Here is a 19986-nt window from a genome sequence, read left to right as displayed (position 1 = left end):
CGAAGCGGCGTACTGACTTGGCGGTTGGGGCGCCGCTTCGCTGCGTTTGGGCAGGTCGGAGAAGCGCTAAGGCCACTCCGGTGCTGCTTAGGGGGGCTTTCGCTTCTTCGCGATACCCAAGGTAGGCAGGACCTTGCTGTGCGTCAAGCCCCTCTAGCGGTAGGCTTGCTTCGCCCCCCTAAGCGGTGGAAGGGATCACGATGCACGAGGAGCTTGAGCGGGTGGCCAACGTGGCCGTCCCGATCGAACGGGCCAAGGCGGCGATTGCCCTGATGGCCGACTACCAGAATCGGGTGGTCGAGCTGTCCCGCGTCCGCCGGGAGGCCATCGAGGAGGCGTCGGCGGCAGGCATGTCGCAGACCGAAATCGCTGCCCTGCTTGGCGTAAGCCGTGGGCGTGTCGGGCAGCTCGCGTCCGCCGGCCCCGCGCCCGAGCGAGCGTTCTTTGGGCTAGGGCCGATGATCGTCGCGGTCGGAGGTAAGTACGAGGCGGGGAAGTCCCTGGAGGAGAACCCAAGCCAGGTTGTGACCAGGGAAGATCTGAACAACTACGAGCACCTGCGGGGGATGTTCACGGGCCTCAAGCTCGATTCCGCCTACGAGGTCATCCCGCCGTCGGGCATCGTGAACCTGAACCGCGAGCACTTGGTCGTGATCTGCGGGCCGCGGCTGTCCCCGATCGTGGCCCAGGTGCTCGAAGGTGACGACAACCTGCGGTTTCGCAAGGACTCGGCCTGGCACCTGGTGGACCTGCACACCGAGACCGAGTACCGCTCCCCGCTCGACGTGGACGGCACGGCCGGCGATGTCGGCTACCTCGCTCGGCTTCCCCGCCTCGACGGCAAGGGGACCTTCCTGTACATCGCGGGCATCCACGCGATCGGCGCGAACGGCGTCGTGCACTACCTGGAGAACCACCTCGGTGAGCTCTACCGGGAGGTTCGGGCGAAGCGTTTCTCCACGCTCATCTCTTGCCGTTACGACCCGGAGACTCTGGAAGTTCTGGAGAGCAGCAGGGTCACTCCGATCTACCGACACGAAGGCTGACAGATGCGCGTCTCCATCGCCACCGCTCCGGGCGGCGCAAACCCCAACGAAGACTGGGTGGCGGCCACGCCCACGCTCGCCGTGGTCCTGGACGGCCTGAGCACGGCCGGGCTCGACACCGGCTGTCGTCACGGAGTCCCCTGGTACGTCGCCCAGTTGGGTGGTCACCTGATGGCCGCGTTGGCAGAGTCCGGCCGGCCGCTGGCCGACGGGCTAGAGCAGGCCCTCGACCAGGTGGCCGCGCTTCACCCCGGGTGCGACCTCGGCAACCCCGGTACGCCATCGGCAACAGTCTCGATCCTGCGGGCCGGGGCCGAGCACTTCGACTACCTGGTCCTCGCCGACTCACCGATCGTCTTCGAGCGGGCCGACGGCTACCAGATGGTCACCGACCTGCGGGTTGACACCGTGGTGCCCGAACTCCGCGCGGAGACGGAACGGTTCCCCACCGGGACACCCGAGCACACGGAGGCCGTCCGCAGGATGGTCGTGGCCCAGCGACTCACCCGGAACACCATTGACGGCTACTGGGTGGCTACCTCCAACGGCGAAGCCGCACGCCATGCGATCACGGGCGTGGTGCCGCTGGCCGACGTCCGGGCGGCGGCCGTCCTGTCCGACGGGGCCTCGCGACTCGTCACCGAGTACCGAGCTGCATCGTGGGCAGACGTATTCGTGACGCTCCGAGAGGCTGGCGCGGACGGGCTGATTTCGGAGGTTCGGAAGGTTGAAGCCACTGACCCGGATGGGCTTCGCTGGCCGCGCTTCAAGTCCGGCGACGATGCTGTCGTGGCCTTCTGTCAGTTGCCCTGAATGAGATTCCTTCGGGTCGACGCGCCATGGCGCGTGAAATTTCCCATGTGATCTGTGCCACTAAGCTTTTTAGTGACAAAGTCGGGCATTTAGTGGGAAAGATTTCAATGCATTCTCCATGGTACCCATTCTCTTGTCATGGCTTGTCGGGGGCGTGTGGTATGAGTCCCAGAGAATCCCAGGTCGCGGGCAGGGTTGGCGTTGGCTTGGCGCCATCGAAGTCATGATGAGTTACCGCTCAGATTCACGGCGGACAAATCTCCTTCCTGATGTGCGTGCGGTTGCGCCGCCTGGGTGGTGACTGGCCATCATGGGGGCTCAAGCAAAAGCCCGCGCACGCCGCTCAGGGGGTCCAAGCCAAGAGCGACGCGTGCGGGCTGCTGACGCCGTGGAGGCATCCCTATGAGTTTGACCCCTGCCCCGCATCCCCTGTCAACTGTCGACGGGCTTCCGTGGGCTGTCGCCGTCATTGTGGTCGTCATCGTTCTCGCGGTGCCGGCCGGGTATCTGCACCAGGCGCTTGTCGACAGCGCTGCGCTCGCTGCGATGCTCCTGGGCGGCAAGCGCGCCGCCCAGGTGGGGCGACGCTAGCTTCTGGGCCGTCTGTGGGCCGTCCGGCGTCGATCAAGGATGGCCAGCGATGACAACTGCCGACCCCTCAAGCCCAGCTCAGAGCCCCTTGATCAGGCCCGCAAAATCGACAGGCCAGACCCAGGGCAAGAAGTAGGACGAGAGCGAGGGCCGGAATTAGGCCCGACAGCCCGAGGCCCCGCTCCCGGTCCCACCGGGGGTGGGGCCCTCGTCGTTCAACCGGCCGACCGATCAACCGGATACCCGGCCAACCCGCTGATGTGCAGGGGGAGTTGGGCTCGGCAAAGTGGTTCAGACCATTGACGGGTGGCGGCGCCGGCTCCTACCGTGAGGGCACCGGGATGGCGCAGGCATGCCAAGGATTTCCCCAGGTCACGGCCGCCGCACCCCCACGCGCGCGCGTCTGCGCCCCGGTGCACTCTCCATCCACCCCCACGGAGGAGCACCATGCGCACACGTCATCTGGTCGGAGCGGCCGTCGCCGCGCTGGCGATCCCGCTCACCCTGGCCTTCCCCGCCCAGTCCCACGGCTACATCACGACGCCGCCCAGCCGGGCCGCGCTCTGCGACGCGGACGCGGGCGCCGTGCCGTGGGACTGCGGTGACATCCAGTGGGAGCCGCAGAGCGTCGAGGGCCCGAAGGGCTTCCCGGCCGCCGGGCCCTCCGACGGCACCATCTGCGCCGGCGGCAACGCCCGCTTCGCCGAGCTGGACGACCCGCACGGCGGCGCCTGGCCGACCACGGCGGTGACGGCGGGCCAGCGGCTCACCTTCACCTGGAAGTTCACCGCCCGGCACGCGACCACCGACTTCAAGTACTACCTGACCAAGCCGGGCTACGACGCCGGCCAGCCGGTCACCCGGGCCAACCTGGACCTGACGCCCTTCCTCACCGTCCCGTACAACGGCCGGCAGGTGCCCGGCACGCTCAGCCACACCGCGACCCTCCCCAGCGGGCGCACCGGCCACCAGGTGGTCGTCGCGGTCTGGACGATCGCCGACACCGGGAACGCCTTCTCCTCCTGCAGCGACGTCCGCTTCTGACCTCGGCAGTCGGGCCCGGGCCGGACCGGCCGGGACCGCCCGGGACCCGGCCGGAAGCACCGGAAACGACGGGGTGCACGGCCGCCGAGCGGCCGTGCACCCCGGGACGCCTCGGCGGCGGCCGTCTCAGTGGCCGCCGCAGCAGCCGCCGTCCGCGCCGCCGCACTGGCAGGGCGCGCCGGACTGGCAGCCGCAGCCGCAGCCCGGGCCGCAGCCGCAGCCGGCCGCGAGGACGGGCAGCAGCTTCGGGGCGGGCGGCTCGACGGGGTCATGGGCGGTTGCCGGTCGGCTCGGGTTGGCCTTCATCGAGCTCTTCCCTCCTCTGACGGGCGCACTCCTGTGCCCCCAACGTCGAGTGAAGCCGCCGATCGGAGGGAGCGTCAACGGGCGCGCGGTGGTGGGACGCACGGAGGCGCGTGCGCCAACACCACCCTCGCCGCAGGTTTACTCACTACCGGAAAGGAGCGCGGTCACCCCGCCCCGACCGTCAACCGTCAGCTCCCTCGCCGGTCATCCCGCCTCGACGGTCTCCGCCGCTCCGTTGGCGGCCACGAACTCGGCCACGTGCTCGCCCGTCACCAGGTACACCACGCGCTTGGCGATCGACACCGCGTGGTCCGCGAAGCGCTCGTAGTACCGGCCGACCAGGGTGAGGTCGACGGCGGTCTCGATGCCGTGGTGCCAGCGCTCGTCGATCAGGTGCGACAGCAGCTCGCGGTGCAGGCTGTCGATGGCGTCGTCGTCCTGCTCCAGCTCCAGGGCCTTGTCGACGTCCTTGGTGGCGATCACCAGACCCGCCTTGGCCACCAGCCGCTGGGCGAGCTGACCCATCTCCAGGACGGTGGACTGCAGGTCCGAGGGCACGGCCGTCTCGGGGTAGCGCATCCGCGCGACCTTGGCGACGTGCCGGGCGAGGTCCCCGCAGCGCTCCAGGTCGGCGCTCATCCGCAGCGAGGTGACCACGATGCGCAGGTCCGTGGCGACGGGCTGCTGCCGGGCGAGCAGATCGATGGCGCGGTTCTCGAGCTCGTGGTGGAGCTCGTTGACCTTCTCGTCGGCGGCGATCACGCTCTCCGCCAGCGCCAGGTCCGCGTCGAGGAGGGCGGTGGTGGCCCGTCCCATGGCCGAGCCGACCAGCCGGGCCATTTCGATCAGGCCGTCGCCGATCGAGTCCAGTTCCTCGTGGTACGCGTCGCGCATGTTCTCTCCTCAGTAGCTGTGTCGGTGGCGGTGCCGACCGGTCAGCCCGTCCGACCGTCGTTCCGGCCTCCGGGTGACCGCTGCTGGTGGCGCGAATGGTACGCGCACACCTGAGACGGTGGCCGTTGACGGGCGCGCCGTTCTCTCCCACACGGGCTGCACGGCCAACTGTGTGCCGTTCGGGCGACGGGGTACGGCCGGTGTGGTGAATCAGCAGCTACGTGAAGGTGAATTCTCGGCAACGCGCGGTCGATGCCTTGATCCAGCCCTTGGGAAGTGCCCTGGCCGTGCGCTTACGCTGACCACATGGACGTGAACGTGGCCGCTGCCGCCGCCTGTGCCATAGCCGGGCTCGGCGTCGGCCTCACCGCCTCCATCGCCTTCCGCTGGAGCGAGCGCGAGCAGGCCAAGGGCAGGCAACCCGGCGGCAGGCATTACGGCCGGTACCAGGCACTGGGCACCGGCACCCCGGAACCCCTGCTCCCGCCGGGGGTCGACACCGTACTCTCCGTGCTCCGCTCCTGCGCGATCGTGCTGGGCGAGGGCGACGAGGTGGTCAAGGCCAGCTCGGCCGCCTACGCGATGGGCCTGGTGCGCGGCGGCGCGGTCGCCGTCGACCCGATGCTCGCGCTGGCCCGCGCCACCCGCCGGGACGGCGAGATCCGGCAGGTCGAGCTGGAGGTGCCCCGCCCCGGCGCGGCCCGCGCCGCCGAGCCGCTCGCGGTGTCGGTCCGGGTCGCCCCGCTGGGCTCCCGACTGGTGCTGGTGCTGGTCGAGGACCAGACCGAGCGCCGCCGGGTGGAGGCCGTCCGCCGGGACTTCGTCGCCAACGTCAGCCATGAGCTCAAGACCCCGGTGGGCGCCCTGTCACTGCTCTCCGAGGCGGTCGCCGACGCGGCCGACGACCCGGAGGCGGTGCAGCGCTTCGCCGGCCGGATGCAGGTCGAGGCGACCCGCCTGGCCAGCCTGGTGCAGGAGATCATCGACCTCTCCCGGGTCCAGGACGACCGGCTGATGGTCGACCCGGAGCCGGTCGCGGTGGACGAGCTGATCGCCGAGGCGATCGACCGCTGCCGCCAGCAGGCCGCCGCCAAGCAGATCCTGATCGCGGCCGGCGGCATCGCCGGGCTCTACCTGCACGGCAACCGGGGGCAGCTCGCCGCCGCGCTCGGGAACCTGGTGGAGAACGCCGTCAACTACAGCCCGCCCCGCACCCGGGTGGCGATCGCCACCCGGCGGATCTCGAGCGCCGCGGCGCTCGGCGAGGCGGACGGCGAGCTGATCGAGGTCTCGGTGACCGACCAGGGCATCGGCATCTCCGAGAAGGACCGCGAGCGGGTCTTCGAACGCTTCTACCGGGTCGACCCGGCCCGCTCCCGGCAGACCGGCGGCACCGGCCTCGGCCTGTCCATCGTCAAGCACGTCGCCGCCTCGCACGGCGGCACGGTCTCGGTGTGGAGCGTCGAGGGCCAGGGCTCCACCTTCACCCTCCGCCTGCCCGCCGGACAGGCGCCCGCCGACGACCGGCCCGGCGACGACCCGCTCACCGACGACCGGCTCACCGGCGCCGACGACCGGCCCACCGACGACCGGCCCGACGCCGAGGAGCCCACCGCCGAGCGCGGCGACGCCGAGCCCGGCGACGACGAGCGCGGCGCCGGCACCGCCCCACGAACCCTCACCACGGACCGTCCGCACGGCACGGCCCGTCCGCTCCCCGCCGGGGAGCGGAAAGAACCCCTGACAACCCCAACCAAGCTTGCCCCGGAGGCCCGATCGTGACCCGAGTACTGGTGGTCGAGGACGAGGAGTCGTTCAGCGACGCCCTCTCGTACATGCTCCGCAAGGAGGGCTTCGAGGTGGCCGTCGCCGCCACCGGCCCCGACGCCCTGGAGCAGTTCGAACGCAACGGCGCGGACCTCGTCCTGCTCGACCTGATGCTGCCGGGTCTTCCGGGCACCGAGGTCTGCCGCCAGCTCCGGGTGCGCTCCAACGTCCCGGTGATCATGGTGACCGCCAAGGACAGCGAGATCGACAAGGTCGTCGGTCTGGAGATAGGCGCTGACGACTACGTCACCAAGCCGTACTCCACCCGGGAGCTGGTCGCCCGGATCCGCGCGGTGCTGCGCCGCCGCGGCGAGGACGGCGGCGCGGGCGAGAACGGCGGCGGCCCGGGCGCCCTGGAGGCGGGCCCGGTCCGGATGGACGTGGACCGGCACGTGGTGACCGTGGACGGCGCCAAGGTCGACCTGCCGCTCAAGGAGTTCGACCTGCTGGAGATGCTGCTGCGCAACGCGGGCCGGGTGCTCACCCGCATGCAGCTGATCGACCGGGTCTGGGGCGCGGACTACGTCGGCGACACCAAGACCCTGGACGTCCACGTGAAGCGCCTGCGGGCCAAGATCGAGCCCGACCCGGGCGCGCCGCGCTACCTCGTCACCGTCCGCGGCCTCGGCTACAAGTTCGAGCCGTAAGCCGCAGCCCGCGCACGGCAAGCCGCAAGCCGTAGCCCGCACACCGCGAGCCGCGGACCGCGGACCGCAGGACCTCCGCCACGCGGAAGGCCCCCACCAGCCGGTGGGGGCCTTCCGCGTAGCAGGCCTCCCGCGTGCCCCGAACGGGCGCGCGGGAGGCGGTGCCTCGCGTCAGTGAGCGGCGGCCGGCGCGGTCGCCGGCGCGGTGGCGGTACCGGACGGCGTGGTCGCGGCGGTGGGAGCGCCGGCCGCTGGGGTGCCGGGGGCGACCGAGGTGGTCGCGCCCGCGGTGGCCGCCGGGGTGGTCGCGCCAGGGGAGGCCGGGGTGGCGCTCCTGGAGGGCGTGGCCGACGGGGTCGGGCCGAAGCCGTTGTACAGGCCGCGGCCGTCGGGGCCCGTGTCCGGGCTGACGCCGGCCTCGGCGTCGACCTTCTGGCCGTCCTTGAAGGTGAAGGTGGTGGTGGCGAAGCCGCCGATGTGGACGGAGGCCGCGGGGACGGAGGCGGACGGGTTGCCCTGGCCGCCGACCACCACCGAGCCACCGGCCGGGACGACGATGCTGGACAGCGGCGCGCCGGCGGCGTCCGCGAAGGTGGCACTGCTGGTGCCGACGGTGATCGACTGCAGCTCGGCCGGGGTGGCACCCGTGTTGGAGATGTTGACGACCACGTTGGCGGGGCCCGTGTAGTCGGCCGAGGTACCCATCCCGGTGACGAGCACGATGTTGTTCAGCCGGAGGTTCGTCCCGACGGTCGCCGCCGCGTTGTCGGGCTTGATCTGCAGGGTGTCCGGTGTGTTGCCGGCCGCGCAGGAGGACAGCGAGGCGATGGCGATGGCGGCGATGGCGGCGATGCTGCCGCGTCGAAGGCTGCGGCTCACGGCGGCGGCTTCTCCTATAGGTCACGTGTCGACAGGTCAGGCCTCAGATTATCGACCTCACTTATGCGCTCCTCACGGGGTGGTCCCTGTGTCGCACTCCCGGGGCTCCCGGCGGGTCGTCCGGCGCTACGGGCGCCGCGTTCCGGGGCCCCTGGGGCGGCGCTCCTACGCCGTTCGGGGTGCGCTCCGAGCCCGTTCGGGTGCGTTTCGAGGACGCGATCCGGGTGCGTTCCGAGGACGCTCCCGGAGCCGCGCCGCCGAGGCGGGCTTCGAGGACAAGCTTCGACCAAGATCGAATAACGATCTGATCACGACCCGTAAAGGGGTGAAAGCTCAAGATCCAATCACGGTTGCGGGGGTGTTGCGCAAGGGTTTCGTCAGGTGCCGGAACCGCCTCCGACCTGCGGGAAGCTCCCGTCGAACACCGGTCGCAGCACGTCATGGGGGTGCTTGTCAAGCCCCGAGACCCGCCCTGACCTGCGAAAACGCCCTTCGGGTGCGCCGCGAGGCGTGTTATTCTGGAAAGCCACGGAAGGGGTCCTGTCACATGACGTTCAAGGTTGGCGACACGGTGGTCTACCCCCATCACGGGGCCGCGCTGATCGAGGCCATCGAAATTCGCCAGATCAAAGGTGTGGACAAGACCTACCTGGTGCTCAAGGTGCAGCAGGGAGACCTGACGCTCCGGGTGCCCGCCGAGAACGCGGAGTTCGTCGGCGTGCGCGATGTAGTCGGCCAGGAGGGTCTGGACCGGGTCTTCGAGGTGCTGCGCGCACCCTACACCGAAGAGCCGACCAACTGGTCCCGTCGCTACAAGGCGAACCTGGAGAAGCTCGCCTCGGGTGACGTTATCAAGGTCGCCGAGGTTGTGCGCGACCTCTGGCGTCGCGAGCGCGAGCGCGGTCTCTCGGCCGGCGAGAAGCGGATGCTCGCGAAGGCGCGCCAGATCCTCGTCAGCGAGCTCGCGCTGGCGGAGAACACCAACGAGGACAAGGCGGAGACGCTGCTCGACGAGGTCCTCGCCTCGTAGTGCAGTCGGGCTGCCGCCCAACCGCTCACAGCGCCCGGTGCCGGCGCGCCGCTCCCAGGACGGAACGTCCAGGGGTGGTGCAGTGGCACTCCGGGCGCTGAGGCGTGTCCGGACGACGTCTCCCGCCCGAGCCCGTCCAGGCCTGCAAGACCGTTTCTGCGGAGCTGTGCGGCAGGCAGTGGACCGTGACTCTTCGGAAGGGGTCCGTGCGCCCGCCGGGCACGCCAAGGCCATACCCACTTCGCCGAAGGAGTGAAACCTGAACGCCTCAGCAGCAGTCGCAGCAGCAGTGGTGCCCGCCGCGGGACGCGGTGAGCGGCTGGGGCCCGGCGCCCCGAAGGCCCTGCGGGAACTGGGCGGCGTCCCGCTCCTGGTGCACGCCGTACGGGCATTGGCGCGCAGCCGGGCGGTCGGCCTGGTCGTGGTCGCCGCGCCCGCCGACGGGGTGGCCGACGTGGTGGCCCTGCTGGACAGCCACGGCCTGGACGGCAAGGACATCCGGGTGGTGGCCGGCGGCGCGACCCGCCAGGAGTCGGTCCGGCTCGGCCTGGCCGCGATCCCGGAGGACGTGGAGATCGTCCTGGTGCACGACGCGGCCCGTCCGCTGGTCCCGGTGGAGGTGGTGGACGCCGTCGCGGCCGCCGTCCGGGCCGGGGCGTGCGCCGTCGTGCCGGCGGTGCCGCTGGCCGACACCGTGAAACGGGTCGAGCCCAGCCCGGGGCGCCCCGAGCCGGTCGTCGACACGCCCGAGCGGGCCACCCTGCGCGCGGTGCAGACCCCGCAGGGCTTCGACCGGGCCACCCTGGTGGAGGTGCACGCCAAGGCGCTGGCCGAGGAGGCCGCGGGCGGCGCCGACGCCCCGGCGGTCACGGACGACGCCGGCCTGGTGGAGCGCTACGGCGGCCGGGTCGTCGTGGTGCCCGGCCACGAGGAGGCGTTCAAGGTCACCCGCCCGTTGGACCTCGTGCTCGCCGAGGCCGTACTCGCCCGCCGGAGGGCCGCCGATGACTACTGAGCCGTTGATCCCCCGGGTGGGGATCGGCACCGACGTGCACGCCTTCGAGGCCGGCCGCCCGCTCTGGGTGGCCGGACTGGAGTGGCCGGACGCGGAGTTCGGGCTGTCCGGGCACTCGGACGCGGACGTCGCCGCGCACGCCGCCTGCGACGCGCTGTTCTCGGCCGCCGGAATCGGCGACCTGGGCGCCCACTTCGGCACCGACCGCCCCGAGTGGGCCGGTGCCTCCGGGGTGAAGCTGCTCGGCGAGGCGGCCCGGCTGGTCCGCGAGGCGGGCTTCGAGATCGGCAACGTGTCGGTCCAGGTGATCGGCGTCCGGCCGAAGATCGGCAAGCGGCGGGCCGAGGCCCAGGGCGTGCTGTCCGAGGCGGTCGGCGCGCCGGTGTCGGTCTCCGGCACCACCACCGACGGCCTGGGGCTGACCGGCCGGGCCGAGGGACTGGCCGCGATCGCCACCGCCCTGGTGTACGAACGGCGTTGAGCCGGCCGCGTCGAGCCGGGCGGCGGGCGGCGGGCCGGAAATAGACGCTGCCTGACGGGTGTTCACCGGGTGCCGTGGGGGCCCGAATCGGTAGGGTGCGACCCGGGCCCGCGTGGAGCTCGCCCCCGGGCCGTACCGCCGCCGATGAGAAGAGGTTTCCGATGGGAGTCGAACTTTCCGACAAGGCCAAGGCGTTGATCGACGGCAAGAGCTTCGCCGTGCTGTCCACGATCCAGCCGGACGGCAGCCCGCAGTCCTCGGTGGTCTGGGTCAAGCGGGACGGTGACGACATCCTGTTCTCCACCGTCGAGGGCCGTCGCAAGCACCTCAACCTGGTGAAGGACCCGCGCGTCTCGCTCCTGATCAACCCGCCGGAGAGCCCCTACGAGTACCTGGAGGCGCGCGGTTCGGTGACGATGACCACCGAGGGCGGCAAGAAGCTGATCGACGAGCTGGCCGCCAAGTACCGCGGGGTGGACAGCTACACCTGGGACGGCCCGGACGACGTCCGGGTGGTCGTCCGGCTCTCTCCGCGCAAGGTGGTCGGCGGCATCTGACGGCTGCGGACCGGCAGCTGACCGGCACCCGGTCGGCGTCCGGCCGGTCTGACCGCCCGGGCCGCTCCCTCCGGTCCGACCGCTCCGGCCGGTGGTCGAGACCGGCCTTTTCCCCGGGGGATGCGGCCCGCATTCCCGGGGAATGTCGCGGGGCACTCTCCGCCGCCCACTACGCTTGACGCTGTGAGCATTCGTCTGTACGACACCAGCACCCGCCAGGTACGCGACTTCGTCCCGCTTGTACCGGGTTGTGTCTCGATCTACCTGTGCGGCGCTACCGTCCAGTCGGCGCCTCACATCGGACACATCCGGTCCGGGCTCAACTTCGACATCATGCAGCGGTGGTTCGCCTACCGCGGCTACCAGGTGACCTTCGCCCGCAACGTCACCGACATCGACGACAAGATCATCGCCAAGGAGCGCGAGCTCGGTACGCCGTGGTGGCAGATCGCCTACGAGAACGAGCGCGCCTTCAACGACGGTTACGACGCGCTCGGGTGCCTGCCGCCCACCGTCGAGCCGCGGGCCACCGGGCACATCCCCGAGATGATCGAGATGATGCGGGGGCTCATCGAGAAGGGTCACGCCTACGCGGCCGACGGCAACGTCTACTTCGACGTGAAGTCGTACCCCGCCTACCTGGCGCTCTCCAACCAGAAGCTGGACGACCTGCGCCAGCCCGAGGGCGAGGGCGAGACGGGCAAGCGCGACCAGCGCGACTTCGCGATGTGGAAGGCCGCCAAGCCGGGCGAGCCGAGCTGGGAGACCCCGTGGGGCCGCGGCCGGCCCGGCTGGCACCTGGAGTGCTCGGCGATGGCCCACAAGTACCTGGGCCCGGCCTTCGACATCCACGGCGGCGGGTTGGACCTGATCTTCCCGCACCACGAGAACGAGATCGCCCAGTCCAAGGCCTACGGCGACGACTTCGCCAACTTCTGGGCGCACAACGCGTGGGTCACCATGGCCGGTGAGAAAATGAGCAAGTCGCTGGGCAACTCGGTGCTGGTCTCCGAGATGGTCCGGCGCTGGCGGCCGATCGTGCTCCGCTACTACCTCGCCGCCCCCCACTACCGCTCGATGATCGAGTACAGCGAGGAGTCGCTGCGCGAGGCCGAGGCCGGCTTCGGCCGGATCGAGGGCTTCATCCAGCGTGCCGTCGAGCGCTGCGGCAGCGTCGACGCGGCGCCCGAGGTGCCGCCGGCCTTCGCCGAGGCGATGGACGATGACTTCGGGGTCCCGCAGGCGCTGGCCGTCGTGCACACCGCCGTCCGCCAGGGCAACAGCGCCCTGAACGCGGACGACAAGGAGAGCGTGGTGGCGCGACTGGCCGAGGTCCGTGCGATGCTCGGAGTACTGGGTCTCGACCCGCTCGACCCGCAGTGGGCCGGGGCGGAGCGCGGCGACGACCTCCACGGCGTGGTCGACTCGCTGGTCCGCCTGGTCCTCGACCAGCGGCAGGCGGCGCGCGAGCGCAAGGACTTCGCCACCGCGGATGCCATCCGCGACCAGCTCGGCCTGGCCGGGCTGGCGATCGAGGACACCCCGTCCGGCCCGCGCTGGACGATCAACAGCCAGTAACCCCATCCGACGATCGGGGTGATGGGTGGGCCGTACCGGACCGGTGCGGCCCTCCCGCATGACGTAGCGCATGCCGTCGGCCGCCGCCGCACCGAGCGGGGCGGCCGGGCATGCCGGACAGACAGGAAGTACAGCCATGGCCGGCAACAGCCAGCGCAGGAACCGCCGCAACCCCGGATCGAAGAAGGGCGCGTCTGTCGGGACCGGCGGGCACAGCCGGAGGGCGCTCCAGGGCAAGGGCCCGACCCCGCCCGGCGAGGAGCGCAAGGGTCACCCCAAGCAGCGCGCGGCCAACGCCGCGCTCAAGCGCGAGCGGGACGCCAAGGCCCGGGCCGGCATGCGCCGGGCCGGTGCCGGCGGTCGCGGCGGCCGCGGCGGCGCGGGCAGCGCCGAGCTGGTCTTCGGCCGCAACTCCGTGGTCGAGGCGCTGCAGGGCGGCGTGCCGGCCAGCGCGCTGTACGTCCAGCAGTTCATCGACAGCGACGACCGGGTCCGGGAGGCCTTCCAGGCCGCCAACGACCGCGGCATCCCGCTGATGGAGGCCCCGCGCCCGCAGCTGGACCAGATGACCGGCGGGCTCAACCACCAGGGCCTGGTGCTGCAGGTGCCGCCGTACGAGTACGCGCACCCCGAGGACCTGCTGGCGGACGCCGCCGAGGCCGGGCAGGCCCCGCTGATCATCGCCCTGGACGGGGTCACCGACTCGCGCAACCTGGGTGCCGTGGTCCGTTCCGCCGCCGCCTTCGGCGCGCACGGCGTGGTCATCCCCGAGCGCCGCGCGGCCGGCATGACCGCCGGCGCCTGGAAGACCTCCTCCGGCGCCGCGGCCCGGCTGCCCGTCGCCCGCGCCACCAACATGACCCGCGCCCTGGAGGCCTACCAGAAGGCCGGTCTGATGGTGGTCGGCCTGGCCGCCGACGGCGAGGCCGAGATCGGCGACCTGGAGCTGCTCACCGGCCCGGTCGTGATCGTCGCGGGCAGCGAGGGCAAGGGCCTGTCCCGGCTCGTCTCGGAGACCTGCGACATGCGGGTGCGGATCCCGATGTCCGGGCTGACCGAGTCGCTGAACGCCGGTGTCGCGGCGGGCATCGTGCTGTACGAGGCCGCCCGGCTGCGTGCCAAGCGCTGAGCACAGCGGGACCTCCGGCCGCAGGTGATGTGCTGATTTCCCCGCGATCGGAGTGAAAAGCGATCGGGCCCGACCGGGTCCGATCGCTTTTTTCATGATCACTTCAAGTATGTGCCGGACATCCACCCGGGAGAGTGTCCTAAGCGGCTGTCACCCGGTTAGACGGGCGTGGACGTGGACACCAGAACACCTCGGCGCCCCCTGTTCGGCGGCGGCAGCACCGGGATGGACGCGGGCCCCGGGCTCGACACCGTCAAGGTGCCGTCGGATCCGGCGCGACTCAGCAGCACCCAGGCGAGCTTCCGCCTCCGGCTCGGCAGCCCCGTGCCGCCGCTGATCGAGGCCCCGGCCGGACTGCTGTCCACCGGCGCCGCGTTCGGCGACCCGTACGCCAACCAGGGCCTGATCCGCCGTCCGCTGGTCACCCCGCAGGTCGTCGTGCCCGCCTCGGCCGTCCCGGCGATGGCCGGAGTCGGGGCCGGGACCGGCGGGGCGCCGCGCCGCAAGGGCCGGGTCACCGCCGTCACCTGGACCGGCCAGGCGCCCCCCGGGGACCTCGCGGCCACCCGGCTGCTCGAGGCGGTCCGCCAGAACGGCTCCCCGGGCGGCGGCGGCCGGGACGCCGCGGACACCCAGGTGCTCCCCGCCTACGCGGGCGCCCGGACCGTCCCGCGCCAGCCGCGTGAGGGCACCGGCAGCGCCACCGACGCGGGCCTCGGCCCGGTCGGCGAGCCGCACGGCTGGACCCCGAGCGGCGAACTGCCCGAGGTCTCGGCCGCCGACGCCGGCGGCAAGCAGCCCTGGTACCCCGGCCGCCGGGTCGACCTCGGCCTGGTGCTGCTGCCGCTGCGCGCCGTGCTCGGCTCGCTCTCGGTCTACGCCGGGTTCAGCAAGCTCTGCGACCCGGTGTACTTCGACGGCGGCGAGCGCGGCTCGATGGTGCGCTGGCTCTCCTCGCTGCACCCGTGGAAGGTCGCCGAACCGCTGCTCGCCTTCGCGATGGCGCACCCGGTGGGCTCCGGCCTGGTGGTGTCGTTCACCGAGATCGTGGTCGGCGTGCTGACCATCCTGGGCCTGTGGCAGCGGCTCGCGGCCGGGGCGGCGATGCTGCTCTCCGCGGCGCTGCTGTTCACCGTCAGCTGGCGGGCCGTGCCGGTCTACGACACCCCCGACCTCATCTTCCTCGCGGCCTGGAGCCCCCTGCTGATCGCCGGGGCGCCGTTCGCCTCACTGGACGGGCGGCTCAACCTGGAGGCCTGGCGCCGCTTCGGCGCGGGCTCCCCCAGCGCGCTGCGCCGCCGGGTGCTGCGCCGCGGCGCGGTGGTCACCACGATCGTGGTCGGCCTGACCCTGCTGCTCGGCTCGATGCTGGGCGCCGCCGTCCGGACCGGCGCCCGGGCACACCAGGCGCCGCCCCGCCCGACCAACGACTACGGCACCCCGGTCTGGCCGTCCGGCAGCCCGTCCGGCGCCCCGGGCGGCCAGGGCGCGTCCTCGCCCTCGCCCGCCCCGCGCCCGGCCACCCCGACGCCCAGCGCGACCTCCAGCACCCCCGCCAAGCCGACCGGCGCCACGCCGAGCGGCAAGCACTCCGGCAAGGCGGAGACCGGGGCCGGCTCCTCCCCGGCGCCGTCCGCCCCGTCCGCCGTTCCCGGCGGCGGCTCCGCACCGGCCCAGCGCAGCACCCCGCCGGCCGGCGGCTCGGGTACGGCGCCCAAGCCGAGCCCGAGCAACGGCTCCGGGCTGCTCGGCGGGGTCCTGGGCAGCGGCCCGCTGACCGACCTGTCCGGCGCCGGCGGGTCCGAGGGCGGGCGCTCGTCCCGGCCGGGAATGCCTACCGCGACCTGAGGCCCGGGGGGCGCCTCTAACCCCCCGGTGTGACGACGGCCGGGTGCTCCGTGGGGAGCACCCGGCCGTCGTGCTGCGCTGCCGTCAGTGAAGAGGGCGGCGGGGAGCCGGAGCCCGCCCGGCGGGTGGCGACTGGGCGCGTGGCGCCGACTCGGCAGGGTGAGTCGATTCGGCGGCGTCAGCCGACTCTGGGCGTGATTCGACTCGGCGGTCGTCAGAGGGAGCTGTCGCGGTGCGCCGCGAGCTCCTTGGCCGCCTCGGTGAGGTCCTTGGCCGTGTCGATGGCACGCCAGTACACGCCCTGCGGCAGCTGGTAGCCCGCCAGCCGCTTGCCACGGGCGAGTTGGGGGAAGGTCGCGCGCTCGTGGTCGCCCACGTCCGGCAGCAGCTCGGCGAACTCCGGGCTGAACACGTACACGCCGGCGTTGATCAGGAACGGCGAGGGCGGGGCCTCGATGAAGTCCAGCACGTTGCCGAACTGGTCCGTCTCCACCGCGCCCCACGGGATCCTCGGCCGGGCCAGCGCGAGTGTCGCGACGGCGTCCCGCTCGTGGTGGAAGGCGGCCATGTCGGTCAGGCTGAAGCGGGTCCAGATGTCGCCGTTGGTGGCGTACCAGGGCTCGTCCGGGCGCGGCAGCGCCTTGGCCGCGTACTTCAGGCCGCCACCGCGCCCGAGCGGCTCGGCCTCGACCACGGTACGGACCCGCAGCGGCAGGTCCGCCGTGTCGAGCCACTCCTCCAGCACGTCGGCGAGGTGCCCGCAGGACACCACCACGTCGGTCACGCCCTCGGCGGCCAGCCAGGCCAGCTGGTGGCCGAGGATCGGCGTGCCCGTCCCCGGGATCTCGACCAGCGGCTTCGGGCGGTCGTCGGTGTAGGGGCGCAGCCGGGAGCCCTGGCCGCCGGCCAGGATCACGGCCTGAGTGACGGCGGCCTGGCTGACAGGCGTCAGGACGGGCGCTGCGGGGGGCGTCGTGGTGGGCCGGGTCGGGTGGGGCTGCGCGGACGCGCGGGCGGCGGTGGGGCCGGAGTCAGCGGTCATGGCTGAACGATAAGGCCGCCCCGCCGAGGCTGTCCGCCGGTCGTCAGCTGCTGGTTCCCACGGCGAAGGAGCCGTCGCAGACCGGGCGGGCGAAGGACCGGGCCCGCTGGATGTCGCCCTGGTACTTGCGCACCGCGGCCTTGCCCAACTCGGTGGCCAGCGAGGTGCAGTACGGCGTGAGCGAGGGCTGCTCGCGCATCGAGCGCTCCAGCAGGTCCAGCGCGGCGGACGGGTTCTTGGCGCGCAGTTCGTCCAGCAGTGCCACCCGCAGGGCCTCCTGCGGGGCCAGCCCGTCGGTCTTGGTGGCGGCGGTCGCGGAGCGCCCGATCCCGGCGCCGTCACCGCTGGACGCCGCCACCACCTGCTGGTCGAGCCCGGTCGGTGGCGCCCAGGGGACGCGGGTCACGGCGAGGGTGCCGGTGGTCACCAGGACGACCGGCAGGGTCAGGGCGACGGTCTGGCCGATACGGCGTACAAGCTGCTTCACCCTCAGGAGAGTAGCGGTGGGTGCGGGCCCTATTGCCCTCCGTTACACCATCGAGTGACGCACTGCCCCGGTATGTCCCTGCACCGTGTTGACGCGTGGGTGTGCGTGTGGGTGTACGGACGGAGCCCGCCGGACCGGGAAAGGTCCGGCGGGCTCCGTCGCGTACGTCAGCCGCGGGCGCTCAGGCGCTCAGGTGCTCGGACGCCCAGGTGCCCCAGGTGCCGAGTACTCAGACCCTCAGACGCTCAGACGCTCAGTCGCTCGCCGGTGCTGGTGGCGAAGACGTGGGTCTCCTCGGCGATCGGCACGACGTGGACGGTCTCGCCGCGGGACGGGATCTGACGGCCGGGCACGCGGACGACCAGGTCCTTGTCCACACCGCCGAGCTGGGTGGTGCCGTAGACGAAGCCGTCCGAGCCGAGCTCCTCGACCACGTTCACCGTCACCGCGACGCCCTCGATGCCGCCGGCCGGGACGATCTGGAAGTGCTCGGGGCGCACGCCGACGATCACCGTCTTGTCGGTGCCGGCGCCGGCCAGGTTCTCGCGCGAGATGCTGACGACCGAGCCGCCGAACTTCACCCCGCCGTCGACCAGCGGCACCTCGATCAGGTTCATGGCCGGCGAGCCGATGAAGCCGGCCACGAAGAGGTTGGCGGGCTTGTCGTACATGTTGCGCGGGGTGTCGACCTGCTGCAGCAGACCGTCCTTGAGCACCGCGACCCGGTCGCCCATGGTGAGCGCCTCGGTCTGGTCGTGGGTGACGTACACGGTGGTGATGCCCAGGCGGCGCTGCAGGCCGGCGATCTGGGTACGGGTCGAGACCCGGAGCTTGGCGTCCAGGTTCGACAGCGGCTCGTCCATCAGGAAGACCTGCGGCTGGCGGACGATCGCCCGGCCCATCGCGACGCGCTGGCGCTGACCGCCGGACAGCGCCTTCGGCTTGCGGTCCAGGTACTCGGTGAGGTCGAGGATCTTCGCCGCCTCCTCGACCTTGGTGCGGATGTCCGCCTTGTTCACGCCGGCGATCTTGAGCGCGAAGCCCATGTTCTCGGCGACGGTCATGTGCGGGTACAGCGCGTAGTTCTGGAACACCATGGCGATGTCCCGGTCCTTCGGCGGCAGGTGGGTGACGTCCCGGTCACCGATCCGGATGGCGCCGCTGTTGACGTCCTCCAGACCGGCCAGCATGCGCAGGCTGGTCGACTTGCCGCAGCCCGACGGGCCGACCAGGACGAGGAACTCGCCGTCCGCGATCTCCAGGTCCAGCGCGTCCACCGAGGGCTTGGTCGCCCCGGGATACGTGCGGGTCGCCTGGTCGTACGTGACAGAAGCCATGGTTGTGCTCTCCTTCACCGGCAGGAACGTGCCGGACGATCCGAGTAAAGGGGGGGTGTTCGTCTCCGTCGGCCCGTCAATGGTCTGAACCACACCACGAGCCGACTCCCGGCGACGCTACCTGCGCCCCCGCCGCTTGTCAGCCCCCTCCGACCCCTTTTCCGCATCGGTTCCATCACGCCCACCCACCCCGCCAACCCCCGGATATCCCCCCACCCCGCCACCCCGGCCCGGTAGACTGCCCCCGGTGCCGCCGTGACCCATCGCGGACGGCCACCGTGCCTCCTTAGCTCAGCTGGCCAGAGCACCGCTCTTGTAAAGCGGGGGTCGTCGGTTCGAACCCGACAGGGGGCTCGTGTAGGAAGCAATGCGATCGGCGCCCGAAGGGCCGGTTCACCGGAGTGATCCGGGCGAGCGGGTCCTTCGCTGCTGTTCGGGTGCTCTTCAGAGAGGGGCGCACCCTCGAACCCGTCGGGGCCGAAGACGGCGGTAGGCCCGGCGCTCCCCTCGTAGCGCCGGGCCTTCGCCGTGCCGTCGCCGCTGTGGGCAGCCGGGCAATGGGGTGCCTGTTCGGGCCCCTTGTTCAGTGAGCGGAAGCCGCGTTCTTGGCCAGGGTTTTGGTCAACGCCACGCCGGCGGTTCCGGTGTTGCTCTGGTTGTTGTCGTAGGTCGTCACCACGATGCTGCCGACTCGGGCGGCGACCAGTGTGCTGCCTCCGGTCCAGTCCGGTGAGGTGATGACCGCCTGGAGCGCGTCGTCCCCGACACCGGGCAGGCTCTGCATGGTGACGGTCGCGGTGTAGTTCTGGCCGTTCTGGGCGACGGTGAACGTGTGGCACGCGGTGAGGGATTTCTTCAGGTTGGCCATGACCGTTTGCGCGTCGTTGCCTCGGTAGGCGTCCAACTCCTGGGCGAACATGTCCTGCGATTCGTCCACGTAGTCGTTCTGGGCGAAGGACGCGGCGCTGATCCCCGCGGCGTTGATCCATCCCGTTCCGTTGAGCATGTCGCACGCCTTGGAGGCGGGGATGGCGGAGGGCGAAATCGGCGGGTTGAAGCCGTCGCCGGTGGTCTTGGTGCCGCTGGGGTCGAGCTTGAGCGTCTGCGGGAGCGCGGTGGCCGGCAGGAGCGCGGCGTTCAGCTTGTTCCCGTTGGGAAGGCCGTCGGTGGCCGCGGCGGGGCCGGGGGTCGGTGCGGCGGACGATGCGATGCCGGCGGACGCGGAGGGGGCCGCCGGGGCGGCTGAGGAGTGCGCGCCGCCCGGGGAGCAGGCGGTGAGGCCGAGCACCGCGGTGGCGCTGCAGGCGATCAGGGTGGCCCGGCGGAGTGGCTGAGACATGGAGGGGTGTGCACCTTTCGGGCAGGGGACTGTGTGAGCGGCGCGCCAATCAGAGCATGACGTGTGAACCGCGTCAACACATGAAAGATCCGTGAG

19 protein-coding genes and 1 tRNA gene are annotated in these 19986 nt (G+C 71.8%); 13 read left to right on the top strand and 7 right to left on the bottom strand.

Going from position 1 to position 19986, the window contains the following annotated elements; all coding sequences use genetic code 11:
* Nucleotides 1–200 precede the first annotated feature (200 nt).
* The 3 genes from ACZ4WV_RS13815 to ACZ4WV_RS13805 all read left to right on the top strand — a co-directional run bounded on the left by ACZ4WV_RS13815 (nucleotide 201) and on the right by ACZ4WV_RS13805 (nucleotide 3494).
* Nucleotides 201–1046, top strand: coding sequence for a sigma-70 RNA polymerase sigma factor region 4 domain-containing protein (locus ACZ4WV_RS13815; RefSeq protein ID WP_465746107.1), 846 nt, complete (start codon nucleotides 201–203; stop codon nucleotides 1044–1046).
* 3 nt (nucleotides 1047–1049) lie between these two features.
* Nucleotides 1050–1859: a protein phosphatase 2C domain-containing protein gene (locus ACZ4WV_RS13810; RefSeq protein WP_465746105.1), complete on the top strand. Its 810-nt coding sequence runs from the start codon at nucleotides 1050–1052 to the stop codon at nucleotides 1857–1859.
* A 1038-nt stretch (nucleotides 1860–2897) separates the two neighbouring features.
* Nucleotides 2898–3494, top strand: coding sequence for a lytic polysaccharide monooxygenase auxiliary activity family 9 protein (locus tag ACZ4WV_RS13805; protein WP_465746103.1), 597 nt, complete (start codon nucleotides 2898–2900; stop codon nucleotides 3492–3494).
* 126 nt (nucleotides 3495–3620) lie between these two features.
* Here ACZ4WV_RS13805 and ACZ4WV_RS13800 read toward each other — a convergent pair whose 3' ends face one another.
* Nucleotides 3621–3800 (bottom strand): hypothetical protein, encoded by a 180-nt coding sequence (locus tag ACZ4WV_RS13800; protein WP_350750019.1) that lies wholly within the window; start codon nucleotides 3798–3800, stop codon nucleotides 3621–3623.
* A 204-nt stretch (nucleotides 3801–4004) separates the two neighbouring features.
* Entirely contained in the window at nucleotides 4005–4694 is a 690-nt protein-coding gene (phoU, locus tag ACZ4WV_RS13795; RefSeq protein ID WP_465746100.1) for a phosphate signaling complex protein PhoU, read from the bottom strand.
* Nucleotides 4695–5000: 306 nt separating this feature from the next.
* Between phoU and ACZ4WV_RS13790 the strand changes: the two genes are divergently transcribed.
* A complete protein-coding gene (locus tag ACZ4WV_RS13790) occupies nucleotides 5001–6476 on the top strand; it encodes a sensor histidine kinase (protein ID WP_465746098.1) in 1476 nt (491 codons plus the stop codon).
* Nucleotides 6473–7168: a two-component system response regulator PhoP gene (phoP, locus tag ACZ4WV_RS13785; RefSeq protein ID WP_030061050.1), complete on the top strand. Its 696-nt coding sequence runs from the start codon at nucleotides 6473–6475 to the stop codon at nucleotides 7166–7168. The genes ACZ4WV_RS13790 and phoP overlap by 4 nt, the downstream gene beginning before the upstream one ends.
* A 171-nt stretch (nucleotides 7169–7339) precedes the next feature.
* On the opposite strand, the gene ACZ4WV_RS13780 is transcribed toward phoP, so the two are convergent.
* Nucleotides 7340–8047 (bottom strand): DUF461 domain-containing protein, encoded by a 708-nt coding sequence (locus ACZ4WV_RS13780; protein ID WP_465746096.1) that lies wholly within the window; start codon nucleotides 8045–8047, stop codon nucleotides 7340–7342.
* A gap of 547 nt (nucleotides 8048–8594) precedes the next feature.
* On the opposite strand from ACZ4WV_RS13780, the gene ACZ4WV_RS13775 reads away from it, so the two are divergent.
* The 7 genes from ACZ4WV_RS13775 to ACZ4WV_RS13745 all read left to right on the top strand — a co-directional run bounded on the left by ACZ4WV_RS13775 (nucleotide 8595) and on the right by ACZ4WV_RS13745 (nucleotide 15685).
* Complete coding sequence (locus ACZ4WV_RS13775; protein ID WP_030244332.1) at nucleotides 8595–9077, top strand: CarD family transcriptional regulator; 483 nt, start codon at nucleotides 8595–8597, stop codon at nucleotides 9075–9077.
* A gap of 259 nt (nucleotides 9078–9336) precedes the next feature.
* Entirely contained in the window at nucleotides 9337–10092 is a 756-nt protein-coding gene (gene ispD / locus ACZ4WV_RS13770) for a 2-C-methyl-D-erythritol 4-phosphate cytidylyltransferase (RefSeq protein ID WP_465746232.1), read from the top strand.
* Nucleotides 10082–10573 (top strand): 2-C-methyl-D-erythritol 2,4-cyclodiphosphate synthase, encoded by a 492-nt coding sequence (ispF, locus tag ACZ4WV_RS13765; RefSeq protein WP_465746094.1) that lies wholly within the window; start codon nucleotides 10082–10084, stop codon nucleotides 10571–10573. Before ispD ends, ispF begins: the two co-directional genes overlap by 11 nt.
* Nucleotides 10574–10734: 161 nt before the next feature.
* Entirely contained in the window at nucleotides 10735–11130 is a 396-nt protein-coding gene (locus tag ACZ4WV_RS13760) for a PPOX class F420-dependent oxidoreductase (protein ID WP_465746092.1), read from the top strand.
* A gap of 183 nt (nucleotides 11131–11313) precedes the next feature.
* The gene (gene cysS, locus ACZ4WV_RS13755) at nucleotides 11314–12708 is read left to right on the top strand and encodes a cysteine--tRNA ligase (RefSeq protein WP_465746090.1); all 1395 of its coding nucleotides are present in this window, start codon (nucleotides 11314–11316) and stop codon (nucleotides 12706–12708) included.
* A gap of 136 nt (nucleotides 12709–12844) precedes the next feature.
* Complete coding sequence (gene rlmB, locus ACZ4WV_RS13750; protein ID WP_465746088.1) at nucleotides 12845–13837, top strand: 23S rRNA (guanosine(2251)-2'-O)-methyltransferase RlmB; 993 nt, start codon at nucleotides 12845–12847, stop codon at nucleotides 13835–13837.
* Nucleotides 13838–14011: 174 nt separating this feature from the next.
* Nucleotides 14012–15685: a DoxX family membrane protein gene (locus ACZ4WV_RS13745; protein WP_465746086.1), complete on the top strand. Its 1674-nt coding sequence runs from the start codon at nucleotides 14012–14014 to the stop codon at nucleotides 15683–15685.
* A gap of 214 nt (nucleotides 15686–15899) precedes the next feature.
* Here the strand turns inward: ACZ4WV_RS13745 and ACZ4WV_RS13740 are convergent, their stop codons facing one another.
* The 3 genes from ACZ4WV_RS13740 to ACZ4WV_RS13730 form a co-directional block, all read right to left on the bottom strand.
* Entirely contained in the window at nucleotides 15900–16727 is an 828-nt protein-coding gene (locus ACZ4WV_RS13740) for a nucleotidyltransferase family protein (protein ID WP_465746084.1), read from the bottom strand.
* 43 nt (nucleotides 16728–16770) lie between these two features.
* Nucleotides 16771–17214 (bottom strand): hypothetical protein, encoded by a 444-nt coding sequence (locus ACZ4WV_RS13735; RefSeq protein ID WP_465746082.1) that lies wholly within the window; start codon nucleotides 17212–17214, stop codon nucleotides 16771–16773.
* Nucleotides 17215–17459: 245 nt separating this feature from the next.
* Nucleotides 17460–18551: an ABC transporter ATP-binding protein gene (locus tag ACZ4WV_RS13730; protein ID WP_465746080.1), complete on the bottom strand. Its 1092-nt coding sequence runs from the start codon at nucleotides 18549–18551 to the stop codon at nucleotides 17460–17462.
* Between the two features lie 280 nt (nucleotides 18552–18831).
* Between ACZ4WV_RS13730 and ACZ4WV_RS13725 the strand changes: the two genes are divergently transcribed.
* A tRNA-Thr gene (locus tag ACZ4WV_RS13725) sits at nucleotides 18832–18905 on the top strand.
* Nucleotides 18906–19134: 229 nt separating this feature from the next.
* Here the strand turns inward: ACZ4WV_RS13725 and ACZ4WV_RS13720 are convergent.
* Nucleotides 19135–19890, bottom strand: coding sequence for a hypothetical protein (locus tag ACZ4WV_RS13720; protein ID WP_465746078.1), 756 nt, complete (start codon nucleotides 19888–19890; stop codon nucleotides 19135–19137).
* Between the last annotated feature and the right edge of the window lie 96 nt (nucleotides 19891–19986).

The organism is Kitasatospora sp. NPDC029312 (assembly GCF_055569215.1).
This window is presented reverse-complemented; position numbering and strand designations above follow the sequence as displayed.

Bases quoted from the DNA above. Each gene is read 5' to 3' on its own strand.
- ACZ4WV_RS13815 (WP_465746107.1), top strand. From the start codon at position 201: ATGCACGAGGAGCTTGAGCGGGTGGCCAACGTGGCCGTCCCGATCGAA.
- ACZ4WV_RS13810 (WP_465746105.1), top strand. From the start codon at position 1,050: ATGCGCGTCTCCATCGCCACCGCTCCGGGCGGCGCAAACCCCAACGAA.
- ACZ4WV_RS13805 (WP_465746103.1), top strand. From the start codon at position 2,898: ATGCGCACACGTCATCTGGTCGGAGCGGCCGTCGCCGCGCTGGCGATC.
- ACZ4WV_RS13800 (WP_350750019.1), bottom strand. From the start codon at position 3,800: ATGAAGGCCAACCCGAGCCGACCGGCAACCGCCCATGACCCCGTCGAG.
- phoU (WP_465746100.1), bottom strand. From the start codon at position 4,694: ATGCGCGACGCGTACCACGAGGAACTGGACTCGATCGGCGACGGCCTG.
- ACZ4WV_RS13790 (WP_465746098.1), top strand. From the start codon at position 5,001: ATGGACGTGAACGTGGCCGCTGCCGCCGCCTGTGCCATAGCCGGGCTC.
- ACZ4WV_RS13775 (WP_030244332.1), top strand. From the start codon at position 8,595: ATGACGTTCAAGGTTGGCGACACGGTGGTCTACCCCCATCACGGGGCC.
- ispF (WP_465746094.1), top strand. From the start codon at position 10,082: ATGACTACTGAGCCGTTGATCCCCCGGGTGGGGATCGGCACCGACGTG.
- ACZ4WV_RS13760 (WP_465746092.1), top strand. From the start codon at position 10,735: ATGGGAGTCGAACTTTCCGACAAGGCCAAGGCGTTGATCGACGGCAAG.
- rlmB (WP_465746088.1), top strand. From the start codon at position 12,845: ATGGCCGGCAACAGCCAGCGCAGGAACCGCCGCAACCCCGGATCGAAG.
- ACZ4WV_RS13740 (WP_465746084.1), bottom strand. From the start codon at position 16,727: ATGACCGCTGACTCCGGCCCCACCGCCGCCCGCGCGTCCGCGCAGCCC.
- ACZ4WV_RS13730 (WP_465746080.1), bottom strand. From the start codon at position 18,551: ATGGCTTCTGTCACGTACGACCAGGCGACCCGCACGTATCCCGGGGCG.
- ACZ4WV_RS13720 (WP_465746078.1), bottom strand. From the start codon at position 19,890: ATGTCTCAGCCACTCCGCCGGGCCACCCTGATCGCCTGCAGCGCCACC.